This window comes from Pseudomonas fluorescens (assembly GCF_001708445.1).
GTDB classification, from domain to species: Bacteria; Pseudomonadota; Gammaproteobacteria; order Pseudomonadales; family Pseudomonadaceae; genus Aquipseudomonas; species Aquipseudomonas gorinensis.
Map to the genome: position 1 here is coordinate 2196055 of NZ_CP015637.1, position 23715 is coordinate 2219769.

Genomic DNA, 23715 nt, shown 5'->3' on the forward strand with positions numbered 1-23715 from the left:
TGATTGTGTGGCTCAGGCCGGCAGCGGCAGGGCGCCCATCTTGCCGTGGCAGTACACCAGTGGCCCGGCGTTCTGCTGGGGCACGATCAGGTTCTTCACCGAGCCGACCATGATCGCGTGGTCGCCGCCTTCGTATTCGCGCCACAACTCGCACTCGATCACCGCCGTGGCATTGGCCAGGATCGGGTTGCCCAGTGCGCTCAAGGTCCATTCGATGCCTTGCGCCTTGTCCTTGCCCTTGCGCGCGAACGCGTAGGCTTCGCTTTGCTGGCCTGCGGAAAGGACGTGGATGGCAAAGCGCTTGTTCTTGATCAGCACCGGGTACGAGTCGGAACTGTAGTTGGGGCAAAACAACACCAGGGCCGGGTCCATGGATAACGAGCTGAAGGCGCTGGCCGTCAGCCCGACGATTTGCCCGTCGTCATCCAGCGTGGTGATCACGGTGACCCCGGACGGAAACGAACCCATCACTTGTTTGTAGATGGCGGCATCGATCATGGGACGGTCCTCTGCGGGTTGAGCGGCTTTTATAGGTTTGTAGGTATGATGGTATACCGTAATACAATCCGTGCAACCGCTTTTTCAATCGCCCGATGAACGTCGATCCTGGCTCTTACAGCCAATAAATACGGGGACTATGCCAGGAAATAACCGCGTGCCCTGTGGCACACTTGCGGATCAGATGCGCGCTGAGACTACGGATCAGTCTTGTGAAAATGTTGGAATACCATAATATGGTGTTCATCTGAGGGGCGGCCGCAGAGCTCCCCCGGTTTGGCGTCAAACAACTATAAGATCAGACAAACGCGAGTTCATTTCCATGCCCCAGATGTCCCGGCAAGACCCCCTGATCGAGCATCACACGGTCGATTACGTCCCCCTCGCAGAGCGCCATGGAAAGGCCCGCGACCTGTTCACCTTATGGTTCAGCACCAACATTGCACCGCTGCCCATCGTCACCGGCGCCATGGTGGCCCAGGTGTTCCATCTCAACCTGGTGTGGGGGCTGCTGGCGATTGCCCTTGGGCACCTGCTCGGCGGCATCGTGATTGCCCTCGCATCGGCGCAGGGCCCGCGCATGGGCATCCCGCAGATGGTGCAGAGCCGGGGCCAGTTCGGCCGTTACGGTGCGCTGCTGATCGTGTTCTTCGCCGCGCTGATCTACATCGGTTTCTTCATTTCCAATATCGTACTGGCGGGCAAGTCCATCGTCGGCATCGTGCCGTCGGTCCCGGTGCCGGCAAGCATCCTGATCGGCGCGCTCGCCGCCACGGCTATCGGCGTGATCGGCTACCGCTTTATCCATAGCCTCAACCGTATCGGCACGTGGGTGATGGGCAGCGCGTTGCTGGCGGGGTTCGTCTACATCTTCGCCCATGACCTGCCGGCGGACTTCCTCACCCGTGGCGGCTTCAACGCGGCCGGCTGGCTGGCCACCGTATCGCTGGGGGTGATCTGGCAGATCAGCTTTTCGCCCTACACCAGCGACTACTCACGCTACCTGCCGGCGGATATCGGCATCACTCGGCCATTTATCGCGACTTACCTGGGCGCGACCCTTGGCACCATCCTGTCCTTCGCCTTTGGCCTGGTCGCGGCATTGGCCACCCCCGAAGGCACCGAAGCCATGCTCGCCGTCAAGCAAGCCACCGGCTGGCTGGGGCCGATCCTGATGGTGCTGTTCCTGCTCAACATCATCAGCCACAACGCCCTGAATCTGTATGGCGCGGTGCTGTCGATCATCACCTCGGTCCAGACCTTCGCCAGCCACTGGACCCCCAGCATCAAGGTGCGCGTGCTGCTCTCAGGCGTGATCCTCGCCGGTTGCTGTGTCGTCGCGTTGGGCGCGTCGGCGGACTTCATCTCGCAATTTATCGGCCTGATCCTCGCGCTGTTGCTGGTACTGGTGCCGTGGGCGTCGATCAACCTGATCGACTTCTACGTCATCAAGCGCGGGGTCTATGACATTGCTTCGATCTTCCAGGCGGATGGCGGGGTGTACGGGCGTTTCAACCTGCATGCGATCGTGGCGTATTTCCTTGGCATCCTTGTGCAACTGCCGTTTGCCAATACCTCGCTGTATGTGGGGCCGTGGGCCAACCTGGTGGAAGGCGCGGACTTGTCGTGGCTGGTGGGGTTGGTGGTGACGTGTCCGTTGTATTACTGCCTGGCGACACGTCAACACACCCAGAAGGTCAGGGCGGGGCGGTTGGGCTATACCGACTGATCCACGCCGCCAAACTCCTCCAATGCATCCACTAACGCGCCCTCGAAGTATTCCTTCGAGGCGCGATCCCACAGGATATGAAACGCCGGCACCTCCACACTCCCTGTGTGGATGACAATCCCATTCACCCGCGCCACCGACGTCTGCGCCACCATGCCCGGTTTGAATGTCGGGTGGCTGAGGTCGACGCCGCACAGCTTGGCCATGACCTGGGCAATCACACCGCCGCTGAGCCGCACACAGGCATGGCTGTCCTGGCGCGGCAGCAGGTAGTTGGCGCGGTGGTCGAGTTCCCAGCGCGCTTCTTCATCGGCGATGCGCTGGCCCTCATCCTGGGGGCTGCCCAACAACAGGTATTCGTTCTGCGACAGGCGCGCCACCCAACCGCCGTCGGCCTGCGCGAGTGCGCGGTTGGGCGCACCGGGCAGGGTGAAGCCGCGTGCGCTGAGGTACTCGGCGCTTTGCGTACCGCGAAAGCCAACCCGGGGCAGGTCGGTCTGATCTTGCAACTGGCAGGCAGGCGTGAACAATTCGTGGGCTTTCAGACTGGTCATGGCTTAACCCTCCTGGCGTTGGTTGGTGGGGTCGAAGAACGGCAGTTGCACCACCTCGGCCTGGACGACGATGCCGCCCTCGACGCGAATCGGAATGCGCTGCCCCGGTGTGCTCTGGTCGATCCCGGCATAGGCCAGGCCGATGATACGGCCCAGGCTGCTGGAGTATTCGCAGGAGGTGACGTTGCCGCTGATGTCCGCGCCGTTGAGCACCAGGTGGCCTTCCAGCGGTTGTACGCTGCCCTTGGGCAGGCTGAAGCCCACCAGTTTGCGTTTCAGCGGTTGGGCTTCGAGGATGTCCACCGAGCGGCGGCCGACGAAAAACGGCTTGGTGCGGCTCACTGCCCAGCCCATGTCGATTTCCGCCGGGTGGGTCATGCCATCGGTGTCCTGGCTGATGATCACGTGGCCTTTTTCCAGGCGCAGCAGGCGTTGGGTCTCGACGCCGAAGGGGCGAATGTCAAAGGCCTTGCCGGCCGTCATCAACGCGTCCCACAACGCCAGGCCGTGGCGCGCCGGTACGTGGATTTCATAGCCCAGTTCGCCGACGAAACCCACCCGCAGCAGGCGGGCCTTGGTCCCGGCCACCGTGCCCTGGCGCACGCCCAGGTAGGGGAAGCCTTCAGCACTGAGGTCGAGGTCGCTGCACACCTGTTCCAGCACCTTGCGCGAATCCGGCCCGGCCACGTTCACCGCACAGATCGCTGCCGTGACGTTGGTCACGTCCACGTCCAGGCGCCACTGCGCGTTCCACTTGAGCATCTGCTGGTAGATGCGGTCGACGCCGCTGGTGGTGGCGGTGACGTAGAAATGCTTGTCGGCCAGCCGCGCGCACACGCCGTCGTCGATCACCACGCCGTGTTCGTTGGTCATCAGCGCATAACGCGAACGGCCCACCGGCTGCTTGAGGAACGCAAAGGTGTACATGCGGTTGAGCAGTTCGGCGGCGTCCGGGCCGCGTACATCCAGGCCGCCCAGGGTCGACACATCGATCAGGCCAACCTTGTTGCGCACGTGCAGCGCTTCGGCCTGCATGCAGGCTTCGCGGTCCTCGGGCTTGCCATAGTAGGCCGGGCGTTGCCAGATACCGGCAGGCATCATCTTCGCCCCGGCTTGCACATGGCGCGCGTGCATCGGCGTTTGGCGGTAGGGGTCGAAGGCACGCCCGGCGACATGCGCGAGTTTTTCCGCCACGAATGGCGGCCGTGCGGTGGTCACTCCGGTTTCACTGATATTGCGCTGGGTCGCCCAGGCCACCAGCCGCGCGGTCGGCAGCGCCGAGTGGCGCCCCTGGGACGGGCCCATGCCGACCGTGGAGTAACGCTTGACCAACTGCACATCGCGGTAGCCGATGCGGGTGGCGTTGACGATGTCCGCCACTTGCAGGTCTTCGTCAAAATCCACGAAGTCCTTGCCCTTGGGGTGCGGGAAGATTGGCCAGTGGAAGTTGACCTGGGCTTCGCTGCGCAGCGGCACGCGCGGGCTGGCAGTCTTCAAGCCGAGGGCGAGCACACTGTCGGCGGCGGCATTGGTGGCGTCTGCCAGCACGTTGTCCAACTGGTGCCGACCGTGCACGGAGCCGGCCACATTCAGGTTCTGCGGTAAACCGCTGAGGCTGAACTCCGCACGCGAGTCGTCATAGGCCAGCTTGCCACCGGCCTGGCACAGCAACTGATAGACCGGCATATAACCGGCGGACATGCACAGCAGGTCGCAGTCGATCACTTGCCCGCTGGCGCTGACCTGGCCCTGGCCGGTGATCTGACGCACGTCGACGCCCTTCACATGGCGCAGGCCTTTTTCATGCAGGGCCTCGAACACCGTGCTGTTGGTCAGGCACGGGATCTTACGCTGGGCCAGGGCCGCGGGCAGGGCGTTGTCTGCCGGAGCGTGACGCAGGTCGATCACGGCGGCCACGTCGACGCCCTGGTCATGCAGGTCGAGGGCGGCGAGGTAGCCGTCATCGTTGCCGGTGAGCACCACGGCGCGCTTGCCGGGCTTGACCGCATAGAGCTTCATCAGGCGTTGCGCGGCACTGGTGAGCATCACCCCCGGTAGATCGTTGTTGCGGAAAACCACCGGTTGGTCGAACGAACCGCTGCACACCAGGCACTGTTGCGCGCGCACCTTATACAGGCGCTTGCCCTGGATCACCGGCAGGTAGTTGTCGGTAAACCAGGCATTGCAGGTGGCGTCGGTGAGCACTCGGATATTCGCGTGCTGCTGCACCGCGTCCAGCAACTCGCGGCGCAAGGTGTCGGCGCGGGTGCCGGCGATATCGAAGCGCGCATAGGTCAGCGACCCACCGAGGATCGGCTGCTGTTCGATCAGCAACACCTTGGCTCCGGCATTCGCGGCGGTCAGCGCGGCCTGCAAGCCGGCGGGGCCGGCACCGATCACCGCGAGGTCGGTAAACAGGTAGGCCTTGTCGTAGTACTCAGGTTGGAATCTCAGGTCGAGCACGCCCAGGCCGGCCTTTTTACGGATGATCGGCTCCCAGACTTTCCACATGCCCTTGGGCTTGTAGAACGAGCGATAGTAGAAACCCACCGGCATGAACCTGGAGAACTTGCCCAGGTAGGCGTCCTTGTCGTTGTCCAGCGAACCGTTGACGTTCTGCGCCGTTACGGCCAAGCCGGCGGACAGCGCGTGGGCATCGGCCAGCACGTTGGGTTCGCGGGGCAGTTGCACCAGGCTGTTGGCGTCCTGGCCGGCCATGGTCAAGGGGCCGCGTGGGCGGTGGTATTTGAACGAACGCGACATCAGGAAGCGCCCGTTGGCGAGCAGGGCACTGGCGATGCTGTCGCCCTGTAAACCTTGGTAGGGCAGGCCGTCGAAACTGAAATCGAGTGGCTGGTCACGCTGGATCAGCAGGCCCATGGGGGCGGGGAGGCGGTTCATCCGGCGATCTCCTTGGCGGTGGTGAAGTCGACGCGGGTGGTGAATAACTCGCGGGGATCGAAGGTGCGCAGGATTTCATCGGTGACCGTGTGGCGTTCGGCGAGGAACCAATAGCTGGAGGGCGTGTGCATCCACCATTCGCGCACCACACCGGCGAGGTTGTCGGTGTTGAACACGTAGTCGGCCCATTCGGCATCGCTGCACGTCACTGGGTCGGGCATCGGTTTGAATTCACCGCCATAGGTGAACTCGCTGATATTGCGTGGCCCGTTGAGCGGGCACATCATGATTTTCATAGTCCGCTCTCCGTCAGTGACTGGCCGCCGTGGCGCCCATCTCGTTGACTTGCTGGAAGGTCGAGAAACGTTCGAGACCAAACGGCTTGATCAGCTCCGGCACCTTGCCGCCGCTGGCGACCAGCTCGGCCATGGTCTTGCCGCAGATCGGCGTGGCCTTGAAGCCCCAGGTGCCCCAGCCGGCGTCGAGGTAGTAATTTTTTACCGGCGACAGGCCCATGATCGGGCTGTAGTCGGGGGTCATGTCGGTGATCCCGGCCCACTGGCGCATCAACTTGGCATTGGCGAGGAAGGGGAACATCTCGATGGCATGGGCCAGCAGGCTTTCCTTGAGGTCCAGGGTCGAGCGCGTGTTGAACAGCGGGTAAGGGTCGGAGCCACCGCCGAACACCACTTCGCCGCGGCTGGTTTGCTGCACGTAACAGTGCAGCGCCGAGGAACTGACCAGCGGATCGAGGAACGGCTTGAACGGCTGGGTGACCATGGCTTGCAGCGGGAAGGTCTGGATCGGCGAGCGAATGCCGGCCTTGGCCATCAGCAGCGAGCTGTGCCCGGCAATCGCCTGCACCGCGCAGCCGCACCGGATGGTGCCGCGATTGGTCTTCACCGCCGTGATGGCGCCGTTCTCGATCACCAGGTCCTGCACTTCGGTGAGCTGATGGATTTCCACGCCGCGTTTGGCCGCCTGCTTGGCGTAGCCCCAGGCCACGGCGTCGTGGCGCGCGGTGGCGCCGTCGATATGCCAGAGCCCGGCGATCACCGGCAAGTGGCCGGGGTCGAGGTTGAGGCTGGGCACCAGCTCGCGGATCTGCTGGCGGTCGATCATTTCCGTACGTCCGCCGAAGTGCTTGTTGACCTCAGCGCGCTGGCGGAACGAACGCACGGTGGCGTCGGTGTGGGCCAGGGTCAATTGGCCGCGCTCGGAGTACATGATGTTGAAGTCGAATTCGTTGGACAGCGACTGGAACATCTTCACCGACTCGGCATAGAAACGAACGCCTTCGCTGGTGAGGTAGTTGGAGCGGATCACCGCGGTGTTGCGCGCCGTATTGCCGCCGCCCAGGTAAGACTTTTCCAGCACTGCGATATTCGTGATTCCGTGGTACTTGGCCAGGTAGTAGGCGGTCGCGAGGCCATGGCCGCCGGCGCCGATGATCACGACGTCATAGCTGGCCTTGAGTTCCTTGGGCGGCGGTAGATCCACCTCCACCGGGTACTCCGAACTCAGTCCGTATTTCAATAGATTGAATGGCATACGGCCTCCGATTGGCTGCGTAAGGTGTGGTGTTGCGCGAGGGCGGCGGCCACGGTGTTTTTCATCAGGAAGGCAATGGTCATCGGCCCGACACCGCCGGGCACCGGGGTGATGGCGGCGACATGGGGCAGGGCGCTGTCGAAGTCGACATCGCCCACCAGGCGGCTGCGGCCGTCGTCGTCGATGCGGTTGATGCCGACATCGATCACCACCGCGCCAGGCTTGAGCCAGCTGGCGTCGATCAAGCGTGCACGGCCTACGGCGGCGATCACGATATCGGCCTGTTTGCACAGGGCCTGGGCATTTTGGCTGCGCGAATGCAGCACGGTCACCGAGCAGTCCGCCTTGAGCAGCAGCGCGGCCATGGGTTTGCCGACGATGTTCGAGCGGCCGATCACCACCGCGTGTTTGCCGCGCAGGTCGCCGCAGGTTTGCTCCAACAGGTACAGGCAGCCGCTCGGCGTGCACGGCGTGAGTACCGCGCGCCCCTGGCTGAGGCCGCCGACGTTCTGGCTGTGAAAACCATCGACGTCCTTGTCCGGTGAGATGGCCTCCAAGGCACGCAGTTCGTCCATCTGCGCCGGCAACGGCAATTGCAGGAGGATGCCGTGGATCGCCGGGTCGGCATTCAATTGGCCGATCAGGATCAACAGTTGTTCGGTGCTGGTGTCATCGGGCAGGCGATGCTCCACGGAGCGGATGCCCACCTCCTCGGCGCGCAGGATCTTGTTGCGCACATAGACCTGGCTGGCCGGGTCGTTGCCCACCAGGATCACCGCCAGGGCCGGTTGAATGTCTTGCGCATGCAGGTGCGCCACGTCCTCGCGCACTTGCAGCAGCACCCGCGCGGCGGCGGCTTTGCCGTCGATCAGTGTGGGCGCGCTCACCGGAACACCACCGTTCTGTCCTGGTTGAGGAAGACGCGGTGCTCCAGGTGGTACTTGACCGCCTTGGACAGGGCCACGGTTTCGGTGTCGCGGCCGATGGCGACGAGGTCGTCGGGCTTGTACACGTGGTCGACGCGCTGTACTTCCTGCTCGATGATCGGGCCCTCATCCAAGTCGCTGGTCACGTAGTGCGCGGTGGCGCCGATCAGCTTCACGCCGCGTTGATAAGCCTGGTGATAGGGCTTGGCCCCCTTGAAACCGGGCAGGAACGAATGGTGGATATTGATCGCCCGCCCCGACAGTTGCCGGCACAGGTCGTCGGAGAGGATCTGCATGTAGCGCGCCAACACCACCAGTTCGGTGCGGGTGTCGTCGACGATCTTCATCAGCTCGGCTTCCTGCGCGGCCTTGTTGTCCTTGGACACAGGCAGGTAAATAAAGCGAATACCCTCACGCTCGGCCATGGGCCGCAGGTCGAGGTGGTTGGAGACGATGGCGGTGATGGTCATGTCCATCTCGCCCTTGTGGTAGCGGTAGAGCAGGTCGGTGAGGCAGTGGTCGAACTTGCTCACCATCAGCATCACGCGCATCGGCTCGCGGGTGTCGTACAGTTCCCACTGCATATCGAAGGCCTGGGCGACCTCGGCGAAACCGTCCCTGATCTCTTGCAGGTTGCCCGCATGGCCATCGTTGAAACGGAACACCGCGCGCATGAAGAAGCGGCCGCTGAAGTCATCGTCGAACTGCGCCATCTCCCCGATGTAGCACGCCTTGTCTGCCAGGTAGGTGGTGACGGCAGCGACAATGCCGGACACCGCGGGACAAGTGACTTTGATGATGAAATGGTTTTTTTCGTGTTGCATGACACGTCCTCGGGATGATGGCGGCAGCTCATCGCATAGCGAAAAAATGTCTGAGGACAGCAGGCTCATTCCTTGAGCGCGTTTTCTTGTGGGGAATAAAATATTCCTGAAGTGGCTTTATAGGGGAATGGGGGCGGGGCGTCTAGGGGTTTTGGGAAAGATTTTTAACTGGGGGGAAATTTTTTGGTTGGGTTGGGTTGGGTTGGGTTGAGTACATATCCGTTTCTGCGGTAACGGCGGCTGGCGGTTCCGCTCTTACAACGGGTCACTTTTGGCAAACGCCCGGGATGCCGGCCCAGCCAAAAGTAACCAAAAGGTCTGTGCCCCACCACTCGGCAACGCGGGTTTCTTTTTGGTTGGCATACATGCACCTCTTACTCATGTTATGCCCGAACACAAAATTTCTGACACCCCCGAAACCCCCACCCCCAAAACAACGGATATGCCCACGATCACTCCTTATCCCCCCCATAATTCATAATCGACAACAACCGAATCGGCACCCGCACCAACTCCTCCGGCCCATGAGGAATTTCCCCCTCAAACGTCAAGCTGTCCCCAGCCTCCATCCGATACAGCTGATTGCCATGCCGATAAATCAACTCCCCCTCCAGCAAATGCAAAAACTCCGTCCCCGGATGAGCAAAGGTCGGAAACTCCTCACTGGCGTCATCCATGCTCACCATGTACGCCTCGAAACTCTTCTTCGGCCCGCGCGTATGGTTGAGCAGGTGATAGGTATGCCCCTTCTCGGTCCCCCGGCGCACCACTTCCATGCCCTGGTCAGCCTTGACCAGCAAGGCGCTGCCATCCTGCTGGTCGTATTCGCTGAACAACTTCGATAACGGCAGCCCGAGCACATCGCACAGGCGGCTCAAGGTATCGAGGCTGGTGGACACCTGGGCGTTCTCAATCTTGCTCAACATGCCCTGGCTGATATCGGCAATCTTCGCCACGTCGGACAGCTTCAGGTCCTGGGCCTGGCGCTGGCGTTTGATCTGCAGCCCCAGGTATTGCTCGAGCTTGAGGCGCGGGGCGGTTTCGGTGGACATGATCATCGGCTCCTGCACGGTTTCCGTTCAGTAATATTATTTTCGCACTGGGAAAGTGCAAGGTCTGGCGCTTGAAGGCCACCCCGCTGTACGTATTCCTGCGGGGAAAAGAATTTTCCCATATATACAGCACAAAAGCGCTTTCACCGGCACATCAATCCGCCGCTCGCGAATCTGGCAAGGGTATTGCATTCCTGTTGGGAAACTAACTTTCTTTTTAGGAATAAAAAGACAGCCTAGGCCCACCCACACGGTTTTGCCTTTCGCGAGGAGTGACACGCAATGTTGCCAGCAGAAACCCAGCGCATCATCGACAAGCACGGGATCAAGTACGTGCTTGCGCAGTTTGTGGATATACACGGGGCGGCCAAGACCAAGTCGGTGCCGATCTGTGGGCTCAAGACCGTGGCCGAAGAGGGCGCGGGGTTCGCCGGGTTTGCCATCAGCGGCATGGGCATGGAGCCTCATGGCCCGGACTTCATGGCGCGCGGCGATCTCTCGACATTGACCCCGGTGCCCTGGCAGCCAGGTTATGGGCGCGTGGTGTGCGTCGGTCATGTCGACGGCCAGCCCCATCCCTACGACAGCCGCTACGTGTTGCAACAGCAGGTGCAGCGCCTGCAGGACAAGGGCTGGACGCTGAACACCGGCCTGGAACCCGAATTCAACCTGATGCGCCGCGACGAGCAGGGCAAGTTGCAACTGGTAGACCCCAGCGACAACCTCGACAAGCCTTGCTACGACTACAAGGGCCTGTCCCGTTCGCGGGTGTTCCTCGAGCGCCTGACCGAAGCCTTGCAGGCGGTGGATTTCGAGGTCTATCAAATCGACCACGAAGACGCCAACGGCCAGTTCGAGATCAACTACACCTACAGCGACGCCCTGACCTCGGCCGACCGTTTCACCTTCTTCCGCATGGCCGCCGGCGAGATCGCCAATGACCTGGGCATGATCTGTTCATTCATGCCCAAGCCCGACCCGAAACGCGCCGGCAACGGCATGCACTTTCACTTGTCGATCAGCAGCGCCGAGAACAAAAACCTGTTCCATGACGCCAGCGACCCGAGCGGCATGGGCCTGTCGAAACTCGCCTATCACTTCGCCGCCGGTTTGCTCGCCCATGGCCCGGCGCTGTGTGCGTTCGCCGCGCCCACGGTCAACTCGTACAAGCGCCTGGTGGTCGGCAACTCGTTGTCCGGCGCCACCTGGGCCCCGGCCTTTATTGCGTTTGGCGCCAACAACCGCTCGGCCATGGTGCGCGTGCCGTATGGCCGCCTGGAGTTCCGCCTGCCGGATGCCGGTTGCAACCCTTACCTGGTCAGCGCCGCGATCATCGCCGCGGGCCTGGACGGTATCGATCGCCAGTTGGAAATCGACCACGTCTGCAACGAAAACCTCTACAGCCTGAGCCTTGAGCAGATCGCTGAACGCGGCATCAAGACCCTGCCGCAATCCCTCAAGGAAGCCTGTGACGCGCTGGAAGCCGACGCGCTGTTCGCCGAAGTGCTTGGCCCGCAGATCGTGGGCGAGTTCATCAAGCTCAAGCGCATGGAGTGGGTGGAGTACAGCCGCCATGTGAGCGACTGGGAAATCCAGCGCTATACCGAATTTTTCTGACACCGTGTGACGGAGACTTGTTATGTGTGGAATCGTAGGCCTGTACCTCAAGAATCCGCGGCTGGAACCCCAGCTCGGCCAGCTGTTTGAACCCATGCTGCAAGCCATGACCGACCGTGGCCCGGACAGCGCCGGTTTTGCCATCTACGGCGATGAAGTCGCCGATGGCTGGGTCAAGCTGACCCTGCAAGCCACCACCGAAGCCTTCGATTGGAAAGGCTTGATGGGCGAGCTGGAAGGGCGCCTCGGCTGTTCCCTGGACTGGTTCCAGAACGCCAGCGCCGCCGTATTGAAGATCCACGCCGACGAAGCCCCGGTGCGCCAGGCCCTGGCCGAACTGGCGCCGAGCGTACGCATCATGAGCGCCGGGCAGAGCATCGAGATCCTCAAGGGCATGGGCCTGCCCGAGGAGATTTCCCAGCGCTTCGGCCTGGCGAGCATGCAGGGCAGCCACATCATCGGCCACACGCGCATGGCCACCGAAAGTGCGGTGACCATGGAAGGCAGCCACCCGTTTTCCACCGGCGCCGACCTGTGCCTGGTGCACAACGGCTCGCTGTCCAACCACTTCCGCCTGCGCCAGGAACTCAAGCGCGAAGGCATCCACTTCGAAACCGACAACGACACCGAAGTCGCCGCCGGCTACCTGACCTGGCGCCTGCAACAGGGCGATTCGCTCAAAGAGGCGCTGGACCATTCCCTGGAAGACCTCGACGGCTTCTTCACCTTCGCCATCGGCACGCGCAACGGTTTTGCGGTGATCCGCGACCCGATTGCGTGCAAGCCGGCGATCCTCGCCGAGACCGACGACTACGTCGCCATGGCCTCCGAATACCAGGCGCTGTCGAGCCTGCCGGGCATCGAGAACGCGCGGATCTGGGAGCCGGCACCGGCCACGTTGTACATCTGGGAACGCCAGTCGGCTTAAGGAGCGCACACATGAAAACCATCGATCTTTCCACCGCCACCGTGCGTGACCTCAACCAGGCGCTGCACGCCCAGGCCATCGACAACGAATGGCGCGTGATCCATTCCAACGGCAAGCACAACCTCGCGGTGGGCGTGAACCAAGCCGTGTCCATCGATATCGAGGGCCACGCCGGCTACTACTGCGCGGGCATGAACCAGCAGGCTTCGATCACCGTGCACGGCAATGTCGGCGTGGGCTGCGCCGAGAACATGATGTCCGGCTCGGTACGGGTCAAGGGCAGCGCCTCTCAGGCGGCCGGGGCCACGGCCCATGGCGGCTTGCTGGTGATCGAGGGCGATGCGGGCGCGCGTTGCGGGATTTCCATGAAGGGTATCGACATCGTCGTCGGCGGCAGCATCGGCCACATGAGTTGCTTCATGGGCCAGGCCGGGCGTCTGGTGGTGTGCGGCGATGCCGGCGATGCGCTGGGCGATTCGCTGTACGAAACCCACATCTACGTCAAAGGCACGGTGGAGTCCCTGGGCTCGGACTGCGTCGAAAAAGAGATGCGCAGCGAGCACCTCAAGGAGCTGCAAGAGCTGCTCGACCGTGCGGGTTTCGCCCACCAGGCGGCGGACTTCAAGCGCTACGGCTCGGCCCGTCAACTCTACAACTTCAAAGTCGATAACGCCTCCGCGTACTGATCAGGAGCTCCACCATGACTGAACAAACCCCTCCGGTCCTGCGCGAGTCGGCCACCTTCGACCGCCTGACCATCCAGGAAATCCAGCGCGCCGCCGAAACCGGCATCTACGACATTCGCGGCGGCGGCACCAAGCGCAAGCTGCCGCACTTCGATGACTTGCTGCTGCTTGGCGCCAGCGTGTCGCGCTACCCGCTGGAAGGCTATCGCGAGAAGTGTGGCACCGACGTGATCCTCGGCAACCGCTTCGCCAAGAAGCCGATCCACCTGAAGATCCCAGTGACCATCGCCGGCATGAGTTTCGGTGCGCTGTCGGCCAATGCCAAGGAAGCCCTGGGCCGTGGCGCGACCATCGCGGGCACCAGCACCACCACCGGTGACGGTGGCATGACCCCGGAAGAGCGCGGCCAGTCCCAGCATTTGGTCTATCAATATTTGCCGTCGCGCTACGGCATGAACCCGGATGATTTGCGCAAGGCCGACGCCATCGAGATCGTCCTCGGCCAGGGCGCCAAGCCCGGCGGTGGCGGCATGTTGCTGGGCATGAAGGTCACCGAACGCGTGGCCGGCATGCGCACCTTGCCCATCGGTGTGGATCAGCGCAGCGCCTGCCGCCACCCGGACTGGACCGGGCCGGATGACCTGGCGATCAAGATTGCCGAGCTGCGCGAAATCACCGATTGGGAAAAACCGATCTACGTGAAGATCGGCGCGAGCCGGCCGTATTACGACGTGAAGCTGGCGGTCAAGGCCGGTGCCGATGTGATCGTGCTCGACGGCATGCAAGGCGGTACCGCCGCGACCCAGGAAGTGTTTATCGAGCATGTGGGCATTCCGATTTTGTCGGCCATCCCGCAAGCGGTACAGGCTTTGCAAGAAATGGGCATGCACCGCAAGGTCCAGTTGATCGTGTCGGGCGGGATTCGCAACGGTGCCGACGTGGCCAAGGCCATGGCGATGGGCGCGGACGCGGTCGCCATTGGTACGGCGGCGCTGATTGCCCTGGGCGATAACCACCCGAGGCTGGACGCGGAACTGAAAAAGATCGGCTCGGCCGCCGGCTTCTACGACGACTGGCAGAACGGCCGCGACCCGGCCGGTATCACCACCCAGGACCCGGAGCTGTCCAAGCGCCTCGACCCGGTAGAAGGTGGGCGGCGGTTAGCCAACTACCTGCGGGTGATGGTGCTGGAGGCGCAGACCATGGCGCGTGCGTGCGGCAAGTCGCACCTGCACAACCTCGACCCCGAGGACCTGGTGGCGCTGACCGTGGAATCGGCCGCCATGGCCCGCGTGCCGCTGGCCGGGACCAGCTGGGTGCCGGGTTCGAGTTACTGAATTACCCCCCCTGTGGGAGCGAGCTTGCTCGCGAAGATCGTCAACGATAACGCTGGCACCCTGGATGAACGCGTTGCCTGGACGTTTTTCGCGAGCAAGCTCGCTCCTACACACTTCTGTTGCAGGAGCTTTGAACATGGTCAATCGTCTTCTCGGCAAATCCCTCTTCGGTTTATTCGCGGCCGGTGCCTTTGCACCCTTGGCGTACGCTGCTGATGCCCCCACCTTGAACACCGGCAGTACCGCCTGGATGGTCACCGCCGCCGTGCTGGTGCTGTTCATGTGCTTGCCGGGGCTCGCGTTGTTCTATGGCGGCCTGGTCCGCGCGAAAAACATGCTTTCGCTGTTCACCCAATGCTTTGGCATCGCCGGGTTGGTGGGCGTGCTGTGGGTGATCTACGGCTACAGCATGGTGGTCGACACCACCGGCATGGTCGAAGGGCAGGTGACCTTCAACAGTTTTGTCGGCGGCCTGAGCCGTGCCTTCCTGGCCGGCATGACCCCGGAGAGCCTGGTGGGGGATATTCCGGAAGGGGTCTTCGTGACCTTCCAGATGACCTTCGCCATCATCACCCCGGCCCTGATCGCGGGGGCCTTTGCCGAACGCATGAAATTCTCGGCGGCGCTGCTGTTCATGGCCATCTGGTTCACCCTGGTCTATGCCCCGGTGGCGCATATGGTCTGGGGCGGTTCGGGGGCCTTGATGCATAACTGGGGCGTGCTCGATTTTGCCGGCGGCACCGCCGTGCACATCAATGCCGGTGTGGCGGCACTCGCCGCGTGCCTGATCCTCGGCAAGCGCAAGGGCTACCAGAACACGCCGATGCCTGCGCATAACCTGAGCCTGACCATGGCCGGCGCGGCGATGCTCTGGGTCGGCTGGTTCGGCTTCAATATCGGTTCCGGCGGTGGCCTCAGCGGTACCTCGGGCATCGTCATGCTCAATACCCAACTGGGCGCGTGCGCCGGGATTCTCGGCTGGATGTTCACCGAGTGGTTCAAGGTCGGCAAACCCAGTGCCCTCGGCCTGGCCAGCGGCGCGTTGGCCGGCCTGGTGGGGATTACCCCGGCGTGCGCTTATGTGGGGGTGGGGGGGGCGTTGGCCATCGGTCTGCTGTGCGGGGTGTTCTGCTACTTGAGCGTGACGGTGTTGAAGCGCCGTTTCGGCTACGACGACAGCCTTGATGTGTTCGGCCTGCATGGCATCGGCGGCATGATCGGCGCGGTGTTGACTGGCGTGTTCTGTGTACCGTCCATGGGTGGCCTGGTGGAAGGTGTGACCATGGGAGGGCAGGTGGTTGCCCAGCTCAAGGGGGTGTTGTTGACCACGGTGTATTGCTTTGTGGTCAGTTGGATCATTCTCAAAGTGGTCAATGCCCTGGTCGGCTTGCGTGCCCATGAGTCGGTGGAAGAGATGGGCCTGGACCTGGCCGAGCACAACGAGCGCGCCTACAACCACTGAGAACCCTGTAGGAGCGAGCTTGCTCGCGAAGATCGTTAACGATAACGCGGGCATCCTGGATGACCGCGTTGCCTGGACGTTTTTCGCGAGCAAGCTCGCTCCTACAGGTGCAGCGCCGGCGCTCGGGGCAGGGCTTTGCGCTGCAACTGGCTCGCCACCAGGGTGTTCTTCAGCCTGCGTGCCCATGAGTCGGTGGAAGAAATGGACCTGGCCGCCTAAAACCACTGAGAACCCTGTAGGAGCGAGCTTGCTCGCGAAGATCGTTAACGATAACGCGGGCACCCTGGATGACCGCGTTGCCTGGACGTTTTTCGCGAGCAAGCTCGCTCCTACAGGTACAGCGCCAGCGCTCGGGGCAGGGCTTTGCGCTGCAACTGGCTCGCCACCAGGGTGTTCTTCAGCAGGTAGGCTATCGTCATGGGGCCCACACCGCCGGGTACCGGCGTGATCGCGCTGGCCACGGTGCGGGCGCTGGCATAGTCCACATCCCCCACCAGCCTCGTGCCGGTCTCGGTGGTGATGCGGTTGATCCCGACATCAATGACCACTGCGCCAGGCTTGAGCCAGCTGGCGTCGATCAATTGCGGCCGGCCGACGGCGGCGACGACGATGTCGGCCAAACGGCACAACGCTGGGGCATCGACGCTGCGTGAGTGCACCACGCTGACCGAGCAGTGGGCCTGCAATAGCAGGGTCGCCATGGGTTTGCCGACGATGTTCGAGCGGCCGATGACCACCGCGTGCAAGCCGCTCAAGTCGCCGCAGGTTTCGTGCAGCAGGCGCATGCAGCCGCTGGGTGTGCAGGGCGTGAGCACCTCGATGCCTTGCACCAGGCCGCCGACGTTTTCGCGGTGGAAGCCATCCACGTCCTTGATCGGGTCAATCGCGTGGATCACCGCTGCCTCGTCGATATGCGCCGGCAGTGGCAATTGCACCAGGATGCCGTTGACCGACGCATCGGTATTCAACTGGGCAAGCAGGTCCAGCACCTGCGCCTGGCTGGCATCTTCCGGCAGCCGGTATTCCAGGGAGCGAATCCCGGCTTCCTTGGCCCGCAGCAGTTTATTGCGCACGTAGACGTGGCTGGCCGGGTCATCGCCCACCAGCAATACCGCCAGGGCCGGGTAGATCTGCTGCGAGGCAAGCAGCAGGACCTCTTCGCGAACCTCGTCGAGCACCTGGGCGGCGATGGCCTTGCCGTCGATATCGCGGGCAAGCGTGGGGAGAGAGCTGGTCAAAAGCGTCACCATTGTCTGGGAAATAAGGAGCTGAGGGATAACAATCCCTCAGCCATAGGCAGGCCAGAAGGCTCAGGCTACCAGTTGATGGCAGGCATACACCACCAGCACACCGGCCACCAGCGTGGCATAGGGCAGCCAGCCGGCGCGGCGTTGGCCGTCGTCGGCCTGGATATACAGGTCGGTGAGCATGGCGGCGGGGAAGTGGCCCTTGTCCTGCACATAGTGGCGGTAGCAGAACACCGGCAGGATCAGCAGCGCCAACAGCAAGCCGGTGACCAGCGTGCCCGCGCCCCAGATATCCGCGCCCAGGCCCATGCAGGCCAGGTTGACGAAACTCAGCACGCCGCCGGCCGCCAGCAGCACGGTGGGGGCTTTGTACGGGCGTACCCAGTCGGGGCGGTCCAGGCGGTGGATCCAGCCGGCATTGAGGTTGAGGAAGTTGAAGATGATGTAGCTGACGTTGGATGCCGCCAGCACGAACACGTAGTCCGACATCAGCAACAGCAGCAGGTTGAATGACAGGTCGGTCCACATTGCCGCCGTCGGCGCGCCGTGCTCGTTGGTGCGCCCCAGGTACTTGGGCAACCAGCCATCCACCGAGGCCTGATACAGGGTGCGCGACGAACCGGACATCGAGGTCATGATCGCCAGCAACGTCGCCAGCACCAGCATGATCAACACGATATTGGCGACCACCTTGCCGCCACCGATGCTGTCGGCCATCACCTGGCCAACCCCCATGCCGCTGTAGATCGCGGGCGAGAGCAGGCCGCTGTACACCGCCGGCGTCACGACTGCGCCACTGGCGTCGAGCACCGCCGGGGTCACGAGTTGGCCCAGCCCCAGGCTGCCCTGGAACGCCAGCGGTACCAGGGTGAACACCAGGATGCACAGCAGGCCGGCGTAGAAGATCGCCTTGAACGTGTCGCGCTTGGGGTCCTTGAATTCGCGGGTGTAGCACACCGCCGTTTCAAAACCGTAGGTGGACCACGCTGCCATGAACAGCCCACCGGCCATCAGCGACCAGCCGGAAATATCCCAGGGCCCATCGATGACTTGCCCGGCCGCGTCATGGGCCAGGGGGTAGAGCGGCAGGAAGTTGGCCTGGGCCGCATCCCCGGTGAACAAGGGCACCACGCCCACCAGCAGCAGCGGAATCAACGAGGTGACGCCGAGCACCAGGGTCAGGCGCGCCGAACGCAGGATGCCGCCGTGCTGCACGGCAAACACCGTGAGCAAAATCAACAAACCAATGGCGAACGTCGCGTTGATGCGCAGCGACAGACCGCTCTTGACCCAGCCCAGGTCCAGCAGGGTCAGTTGCCAGGTGTTGATCAACGCATCGGCGGGAAACAGCGCCGTGAGGATATACCCCGCCGCCAGCCCCGAGCCGATGGACAGCACCGGTGACCAGGCCAGCCAGTTGCACCACACCGACACCGGCGCGATCAGCTTGCTGTAGCGCACCCAGGCCACCGCGCCGTACACCGAGGCGCCGCCGGATTTGTGCGGGAACAACCCGGCGATCTCGGCGTAGGTGAAGGCCTGGATAAACCCGAACAGGATCGACACGATCCACACGATCCACGCCGGCTTGCCCACCGTGGCGGCAATCGCACCGATGGAGAACAGCACCAGCGCGGGCACGCCACTGGCGACCCAGAAGGCCCCGCGCCAATCGATCTTGCGGTGCAGGCTGCCCACCGAGCCGGCAGCCTGCGGTACAGCCTCGAACGTCGTCGCTTCCATCTTCGTATTCCCATGTCTGAATAGCGGTTAGGTTGGGGCAGTCAAAATGGGGTGGCACACACGTTTCGGGACGATCAGCTACGTACCCGGCTTTTGTCCGGGTCGTAGAAAATCGCTGCGCTGACCCTGGCGCTGATGCGCTTCTGCAGGCCATCGACTTTGCCAATCTCCAGTTCAGTGCCGGGCTCGGCGCAGCTCACGTCGACCCGGCACAGCGCGATATTGCTGGCCAGCAGCGGTGAGCGGCAGGCACTGGTGATCACCCCGACCTGGGCCCGGCCCTGGTACACCGGGTCGCCATGCCGGGCCGTCTCGTTGCCGCTCAGGTGCAGGCCGACCAGCTTGTGGCTGGGGTGGGCGCTGCGCCGCAACAGGGCATCGCGGCCGATGAAGTCATCGGTCTTGCTCTTGAGCGGTACGCTGAAACCGATGCCCGCCTCGAACGGGTCGGTCTGGTCGCTGAACTCGTAGCCGGCAAAGATCAGCCCGGCTTCGATGCGCAGCAGGTCCAGGGCCTCCAGGCCCAGCGGGACCAGGCCCAAGGGTTGGCCGAGTTGCCAGATGCGGTCCCACACCCGTTCGGCGTCTTCGGGCTGGCACCACACCTCAAAGCCCAGCTCGCCGGTGTAGCCGGTGCGCGAAATCATCAACGGGCAGCCGTCGAAACCGTCCAGCCGGCCGACCAGGAAGCGGAACCAGCCGAGGGTTTCCAGGCTCGGCTGGGTGGGCGGGGTCCAGACCATCTGCTTGAGCAGTTCGCGACTCAGGGGCCCTTGCACCGCCAGGTTGTGGATCTGCTCGCTGGCGGACTTGACCCACACCTTCATGCCCAGTTTCTGTGCCTGCTCGCGCAACCAGACGCCGGCGTAGTCTTCGCCGCAGATCCAACGGAAGTTGTCCGGGCCCAGGCGCAGCAGGGTGCCGTCGTCGAGCATGCCGCCGTGGGCGTGGCACATCGCCGAATACACCACTTGGCCCACCGCCAGGCGCCGCACATCGCGGGTCAGGCAGTACTGCAACAGGGCTTCGGCGTCGGGGCCGATGATTTCGAATTTGCGCAGGGCGGTCAGGTCCATCACCGCCACCCGTTCGCGGCACCCGAGGTATTCCTCGGTGGCGCCGTAACCGTCGTAGCGCAGCGGCAGCCACCAGTTGCGGTAGTCGGTGAAGCTGCCGGTGAGGGCGCTGGTGCGTGAGTGAAACGCGGACTCACGGGTGAGAATCGGGTCGGCATCCGCCGTGGTTCGAGTGCTCATGGCGATGGAAAAACGCTCCTTCTCGCTGTAGATGCGGACATGGATATCGGTCGGGTTCCAGCCATTGGCCGGGTCGATGTCATCCGGGCACGAGGTACTGCCACACAGCAGGTCGGTCATGGCCCGCAGCAGCACGTAGTCACCGGGCCGCGACCAGGGCTCATCCAGGGTCATCTGCTGGTGCGCATCAATCCCCGTATTGAAGAAAAAGTTGATCGCCGGCCAACCGTTGCGGGCCTGCACGCCATAGGGCGCAAGGACCTGGCTGAGGTTGTCGCTGCAGTTGTCGTGCCCGAAATACCCATGGGTTTCGTAGTAGCGCGCCGCGCAGGCCAGGGCGAATGAATCGTGGCGCCCGACGGTGTCTTGCACCACCTCCAGCATCGGTTGCATGTGGCGGTCGAAAAACTTCGAGAACAGCCCCGGTGCCGGGTAGGCGCTGCCGTTCAGGGTGCGCGTGACGGTCTGGTCCAGATCCAGCTCCACGCCGCGATCCAGGGCACGCCGGTCGAGGGCGACGAAGTCCGAACACTGGCGGCCGGCCACATCCAGCACCTGCACGTACTGGCCCTTGGCAACGGTGTAGCTGCGGGCCGTGCCCGCGCGCAGGGTGAATTCGTCCAGCACGTCGCCCAACGGCTCGGGCAGGTGCGGTACCAGCAGCGGCGACGGGTTGGCCCGCGTCACCCGCAGGCGCAGCTCGCTGGGCCGGTATTGCCGGTCGACGGCGGTGGCCTCGGCGGGCGCGGCGACGATCACCAGCAGCGCGTCCTGGGCGACAAACTGCCGGCTGTGGCCGGGCGGACTGTCGGTGTCCCACAGCGAGGCGGCCAGCGGCAATGCCTGGGCGTCGATGCCGCGCCGCTGGAGCGCCAGGCCGATACGCCCTGGCACACTGCACGCCGTTGACCCGCTCAGGCCCCAGCTCGCCAGGGCGCTGCGACCGCCGGCGTCGAGGGCCAGCAGTGCGCAGGGTTGCCGGCCTTCGACGTCGATCACGTGCAGACCGTCGCCAGGCTGCAAGTCCACCAGGGTCACACCGCCGGCGGCCACGCGGTAGCGCTCCAGGTTCGGCGCGCGGGCAAACAGCCCGGGCTCTCGGGGATGGGAAATACGCGGTGCATTCATCATCAGCCGACCGACTTGATGGGCGTCGCGGGCGCGCCCAGGTACGCTGCCATCGAATCATCCAGGGCCTGCAACCACGGCGTGTGGTGGGGCGGCGACTGGGTGCCGGTCATCAGCGAGCGGTAGGACTTGTCGCGATAACCCATGATGTTTTCCGCCTTGTCGTGCTTCCAGTGCAGAAAGGTTTCGTTGACCCCGGCGATGTCGAAATCCGGGTAGTCGGTGGCGTCCACCAGGTGCTGGATATAGGCGCCCTGGTATTCGAACATCTGCTGGTTGGTTTCCAGGGTCTGTTCCCGCGCGTGCCATTGCTGGCTGTCGGCGACCATCTCGGCCTGGCTGGGCAGTGGGATGCGCCCCAGGATCACATCGCGGGCATACCAGGCCTGGGCATCGAACATGTTGAAGGAGTACCACTGGTCCTGCATGCCGAGGTAGATCAGGCGGGGGTTGGGTTCCCAGAACACGCCCTTGTAGAGGTTCATCGGCCACAGGCGGTTGTCGGTCTTGAGGCTCAGTTCATCGGGCAGGAATGGGAAGTGGTGCTTGTAGCCGGTGCACAGGATCACCGCATCGATGTGCTTGCTGCTGCCGTCGGCAAAGTACGCGCGGTTGTTTTCCAGACGCTGGAGCAGTGGTTTTTCTTCCCAGTTGTCCGGCCAGGCATAGCCCATGGGGGCGGTGCGGTAGCAACTGGTGATGCTGCGCGCGCCGTATTTGTAGCATTGCGAGCCGATATCCTCGGCCGAATAGCTGCTGCCGACAATCAGCAGGTCCTTGTCCTTGAACTCCAGGGCCTCGCGAAAATCATGGGCATGTAGGATGCGCCCGGCGAATTGCTCAAAGCCTTCGAAGTACGGCACCTTGGGCGTGGAGAAGTGGCCGCAGGCGTTGATCACGTAGTCGAATGCTTCGCAGGTCAAGGTGTCGGTGTTGTAGTCGTGGGCATACAGGCTGAAGCGCTGGGTCTGTTCGTCGAAGGTGACTTGGCGCACCACATGGTTGAAGCGGATGTAGTCGCGTACCCCGGCTTTCTCCACCCGGCCCTTGATGTAGTCCCACAGCACCTCGCGCGGCGGGTAGGACGCGATGGGCCGGCCGAAATGTTCTTCAAAGGTGTAGTCGGCAAATTCCAGGCATTCCTTGGGGCCGTTGGACCACAGGTAGCGGTACATGCTGCCGTGCACCGGCTCGCCGTTCTCGTCGAGGCCGGTGCGCCAGGTGTAGTTCCACATGCCGCCCCAGTCCTGCTGTTTCTCGAAGCACACCAACTCGGGGATGGCGGCACCTTTGTCGCGGGCCGACTGGAACGCGCGAAGTTGCGCCAGGCCACACGGGCCGGCGCCGATGATTGCAACACGTAGGGTCATGAGCGTGCCTCCTGAAGGTTTCAGCGAAAGATCACTGTCTTGTCCTGGTTGATGAACACCCGGTGTTCCAGGTGGTATTTCAGGGCCTTGGAAAGGGCCACGGTTTCGGTGTCGCGGCCGATGGCGACCAGCGAGTCGGGCAAGTGGGTATGGTCGACGCGCTGGATTTCCTGCTCGATGATCGGGCCCTCATCCAGGTCGCTGGTGACGTAGTGGGCGGTGGCGCCGATCAGCTTGACGCCACGGTCATAGGCCTGGTGGTAGGGCTTGGCGCCCTTGAACCCTGGGAGGAACGAGTGATGGATATTGATCGCCCGCCCCGACAGGTGCTGGCACAGGCCGTCAGACAGGATCTGCATGTAGCGCGCGAGCACCACCAGGTCGGTCTGGGTGTCTTCGATGATGCGCATCAGCTCGGCTTCCTGGCTGGCCTTGGTGTCCTGGGTGATCGGCAGGTAGATGAAGCGGATGCCTTCGCGCTCGGCCATCGCCCGCAGGTCCAGGTGGTTGGAGACCACGGCGGTGATGTGCATGTCCATCTCGCCCTTGCGGTGGCGGTAGAGCAGGTCGGTGAGGCAGTGGTCGAATTTGCTGACCATCAGCAGTACGCGGGTCGGTTGGCGTGAGCTGAACAACTGCCAGTGCATATCGAACCCGCCGGCCAGGTCGCCCAGGCCTTCGCGCAGGGCGCCGATATCGCCGCTGACGCCGGTGTTGAAGCGGAACACCGCGCGCATGAAGAACTGCCCGGTGAACTCGTCGTCGAACTGCGCCAGCTCGCTGATGTAGCACTGCTGCCGGGCCAGGCAGGCGCTGATCGCGGCGACGATCCCGGACGCCGCCGGGCAGGTGATCTTGAGGATGTAATGTTCGCGGGAGGCGTCCATCGAAGGCTCCTGAATACAG

The 23715-nt window shown here is 63.2% G+C and carries 19 protein-coding genes; 6 read left to right on the forward strand and 13 right to left on the reverse strand.

Annotation, left to right across the window (positions count from 1 at the left end; all coding sequences use genetic code 11):
* Positions 1–12 precede the first annotated feature (12 nt).
* Positions 13–498 (reverse strand): flavin reductase family protein, encoded by a 486-nt coding sequence (locus A7317_RS09990; RefSeq protein ID WP_024074665.1) that lies wholly within the window; start codon positions 496–498, stop codon positions 13–15.
* Positions 499–820: 322 nt separating this feature from the next.
* Here A7317_RS09990 and A7317_RS09995 point away from each other — a divergent pair, with 322 nt between their 5' ends.
* Positions 821–2227: a purine-cytosine permease family protein gene (locus A7317_RS09995; RefSeq protein WP_069075682.1), complete on the forward strand. Its 1407-nt coding sequence runs from the start codon at positions 821–823 to the stop codon at positions 2225–2227.
* Here A7317_RS09995 and A7317_RS10000 read toward each other — a convergent pair.
* From A7317_RS10000 to A7317_RS10030, 7 genes are all read right to left on the reverse strand, one after another.
* The gene (locus A7317_RS10000; RefSeq protein WP_069075683.1) at positions 2215–2781 is read right to left on the reverse strand and encodes a sarcosine oxidase subunit gamma; all 567 of its coding nucleotides are present in this window, start codon (positions 2779–2781) and stop codon (positions 2215–2217) included. The genes A7317_RS09995 and A7317_RS10000 overlap by 13 nt on opposite strands.
* Before the next feature lie 3 nt (positions 2782–2784).
* Entirely contained in the window at positions 2785–5682 is a 2898-nt protein-coding gene (locus tag A7317_RS10005) for a 2Fe-2S iron-sulfur cluster-binding protein (RefSeq protein ID WP_069075684.1), read from the reverse strand.
* Positions 5679–5978 (reverse strand): sarcosine oxidase subunit delta, encoded by a 300-nt coding sequence (locus A7317_RS10010; RefSeq protein ID WP_024074671.1) that lies wholly within the window; start codon positions 5976–5978, stop codon positions 5679–5681. Before A7317_RS10010 ends, A7317_RS10005 begins: the two co-directional genes overlap by 4 nt.
* 13 nt (positions 5979–5991) lie before the next feature.
* Entirely contained in the window at positions 5992–7233 is a 1242-nt protein-coding gene (locus A7317_RS10015) for an FAD-dependent oxidoreductase (RefSeq protein WP_024074672.1), read from the reverse strand.
* A complete protein-coding gene (gene folD / locus A7317_RS10020; RefSeq protein WP_069075685.1) occupies positions 7215–8120 on the reverse strand; it encodes a bifunctional methylenetetrahydrofolate dehydrogenase/methenyltetrahydrofolate cyclohydrolase FolD in 906 nt (301 codons plus the stop codon). The genes A7317_RS10015 and folD (A7317_RS10020) overlap by 19 nt, the downstream gene beginning before the upstream one ends.
* Complete coding sequence (gene purU, locus A7317_RS10025; protein WP_024074674.1) at positions 8117–8983, reverse strand: formyltetrahydrofolate deformylase; 867 nt, start codon at positions 8981–8983, stop codon at positions 8117–8119. The genes folD (A7317_RS10020) and purU (A7317_RS10025) overlap by 4 nt, the downstream gene beginning before the upstream one ends.
* 452 nt (positions 8984–9435) lie before the next feature.
* Positions 9436–10035, reverse strand: a complete 600-nt coding sequence (locus A7317_RS10030) for a helix-turn-helix domain-containing protein (RefSeq protein ID WP_041161149.1) — start codon at positions 10033–10035, stop codon at positions 9436–9438.
* A 282-nt stretch (positions 10036–10317) separates the two neighbouring features.
* On the opposite strand from A7317_RS10030, the gene glnT reads away from it, so the two are divergent.
* The 5 genes from glnT (at position 10318) to A7317_RS10055 (ending at position 16065) form a co-directional block, all read left to right on the forward strand.
* The gene (gene glnT, locus A7317_RS10035) at positions 10318–11652 is read left to right on the forward strand and encodes a type III glutamate--ammonia ligase (RefSeq protein ID WP_024074677.1); all 1335 of its coding nucleotides are present in this window, start codon (positions 10318–10320) and stop codon (positions 11650–11652) included.
* Between the two features lie 22 nt (positions 11653–11674).
* Positions 11675–12580 (forward strand): class II glutamine amidotransferase, encoded by a 906-nt coding sequence (locus tag A7317_RS10040; protein WP_069075686.1) that lies wholly within the window; start codon positions 11675–11677, stop codon positions 12578–12580.
* A gap of 11 nt (positions 12581–12591) precedes the next feature.
* Positions 12592–13266 carry a protein glxC gene (locus A7317_RS10045; RefSeq protein ID WP_024074679.1) on the forward strand — a complete coding sequence of 225 codons (675 nt, stop codon included), beginning with the start codon at positions 12592–12594 and terminating at the stop codon, positions 13264–13266.
* 14 nt (positions 13267–13280) lie between these two features.
* Positions 13281–14603, forward strand: a complete 1323-nt coding sequence (locus A7317_RS10050; protein ID WP_024074680.1) for an FMN-binding glutamate synthase family protein — start codon at positions 13281–13283, stop codon at positions 14601–14603.
* 136 nt (positions 14604–14739) lie between these two features.
* Complete coding sequence (locus A7317_RS10055) at positions 14740–16065, forward strand: ammonium transporter (RefSeq protein ID WP_041160897.1); 1326 nt, start codon at positions 14740–14742, stop codon at positions 16063–16065.
* Positions 16066–16394: 329 nt separating this feature from the next.
* Here the strand turns inward: A7317_RS10055 and folD (A7317_RS10060) are convergent, their stop codons facing one another.
* The 5 genes from folD (A7317_RS10060) to purU (A7317_RS10080) all read right to left on the reverse strand — a co-directional run bounded on the left by folD (A7317_RS10060) (position 16395) and on the right by purU (A7317_RS10080) (position 23696).
* Positions 16395–17315, reverse strand: coding sequence for a bifunctional methylenetetrahydrofolate dehydrogenase/methenyltetrahydrofolate cyclohydrolase FolD (gene folD, locus A7317_RS10060; protein WP_069075687.1), 921 nt, complete (start codon positions 17313–17315; stop codon positions 16395–16397).
* A 60-nt stretch (positions 17316–17375) separates the two neighbouring features.
* Entirely contained in the window at positions 17376–19055 is a 1680-nt protein-coding gene (locus tag A7317_RS10065) for an APC family permease (RefSeq protein ID WP_024074683.1), read from the reverse strand.
* Between the two features lie 74 nt (positions 19056–19129).
* A complete protein-coding gene (locus A7317_RS10070; RefSeq protein WP_069077383.1) occupies positions 19130–21439 on the reverse strand; it encodes a DUF1989 domain-containing protein in 2310 nt (769 codons plus the stop codon).
* Between the two features lie 2 nt (positions 21440–21441).
* Complete coding sequence (locus A7317_RS10075; protein ID WP_069075688.1) at positions 21442–22809, reverse strand: NAD(P)-binding domain-containing protein; 1368 nt, start codon at positions 22807–22809, stop codon at positions 21442–21444.
* Positions 22810–22829: 20 nt separating this feature from the next.
* On the reverse strand, positions 22830–23696 hold the full coding sequence (gene purU / locus A7317_RS10080) for a formyltetrahydrofolate deformylase (RefSeq protein ID WP_024074686.1): 867 nt from the start codon (positions 23694–23696) through the stop codon (positions 22830–22832).
* Positions 23697–23715: the final 19 nt, after the last annotated feature.

Bases quoted from the DNA above. Each gene is read 5' to 3' on its own strand.
- A7317_RS10040 (WP_069075686.1), top strand. From the start codon at position 11,675: ATGTGTGGAATCGTAGGCCTGTACCTCAAGAATCCGCGGCTGGAACCC.
- A7317_RS10015 (WP_024074672.1), bottom strand. From the start codon at position 7,233: ATGCCATTCAATCTATTGAAATACGGACTGAGTTCGGAGTACCCGGTG.
- A7317_RS10000 (WP_069075683.1), bottom strand. From the start codon at position 2,781: ATGACCAGTCTGAAAGCCCACGAATTGTTCACGCCTGCCTGCCAGTTG.
- A7317_RS10065 (WP_024074683.1), bottom strand. From the start codon at position 19,055: ATGGAAGCGACGACGTTCGAGGCTGTACCGCAGGCTGCCGGCTCGGTG.
- A7317_RS10055 (WP_041160897.1), top strand. From the start codon at position 14,740: ATGGTCAATCGTCTTCTCGGCAAATCCCTCTTCGGTTTATTCGCGGCC.
- glnT (WP_024074677.1), top strand. From the start codon at position 10,318: ATGTTGCCAGCAGAAACCCAGCGCATCATCGACAAGCACGGGATCAAG.
- purU (WP_024074674.1), bottom strand. From the start codon at position 8,983: ATGCAACACGAAAAAAACCATTTCATCATCAAAGTCACTTGTCCCGCG.
- A7317_RS10030 (WP_041161149.1), bottom strand. From the start codon at position 10,035: ATGTCCACCGAAACCGCCCCGCGCCTCAAGCTCGAGCAATACCTGGGG.
- A7317_RS10045 (WP_024074679.1), top strand. From the start codon at position 12,592: ATGAAAACCATCGATCTTTCCACCGCCACCGTGCGTGACCTCAACCAG.
- folD (WP_069075687.1), bottom strand. From the start codon at position 17,315: ATGGTGACGCTTTTGACCAGCTCTCTCCCCACGCTTGCCCGCGATATC.
- purU (WP_024074686.1), bottom strand. From the start codon at position 23,696: ATGGACGCCTCCCGCGAACATTACATCCTCAAGATCACCTGCCCGGCG.
- A7317_RS10070 (WP_069077383.1), bottom strand. From the start codon at position 21,439: ATGAATGCACCGCGTATTTCCCATCCCCGAGAGCCCGGGCTGTTTGCC.
- A7317_RS10010 (WP_024074671.1), bottom strand. From the start codon at position 5,978: ATGAAAATCATGATGTGCCCGCTCAACGGGCCACGCAATATCAGCGAG.
- A7317_RS10050 (WP_024074680.1), top strand. From the start codon at position 13,281: ATGACTGAACAAACCCCTCCGGTCCTGCGCGAGTCGGCCACCTTCGAC.
- A7317_RS10005 (WP_069075684.1), bottom strand. From the start codon at position 5,682: ATGAACCGCCTCCCCGCCCCCATGGGCCTGCTGATCCAGCGTGACCAG.
- A7317_RS09990 (WP_024074665.1), bottom strand. From the start codon at position 498: ATGATCGATGCCGCCATCTACAAACAAGTGATGGGTTCGTTTCCGTCC.
- A7317_RS10075 (WP_069075688.1), bottom strand. From the start codon at position 22,809: ATGACCCTACGTGTTGCAATCATCGGCGCCGGCCCGTGTGGCCTGGCG.
- A7317_RS09995 (WP_069075682.1), top strand. From the start codon at position 821: ATGCCCCAGATGTCCCGGCAAGACCCCCTGATCGAGCATCACACGGTC.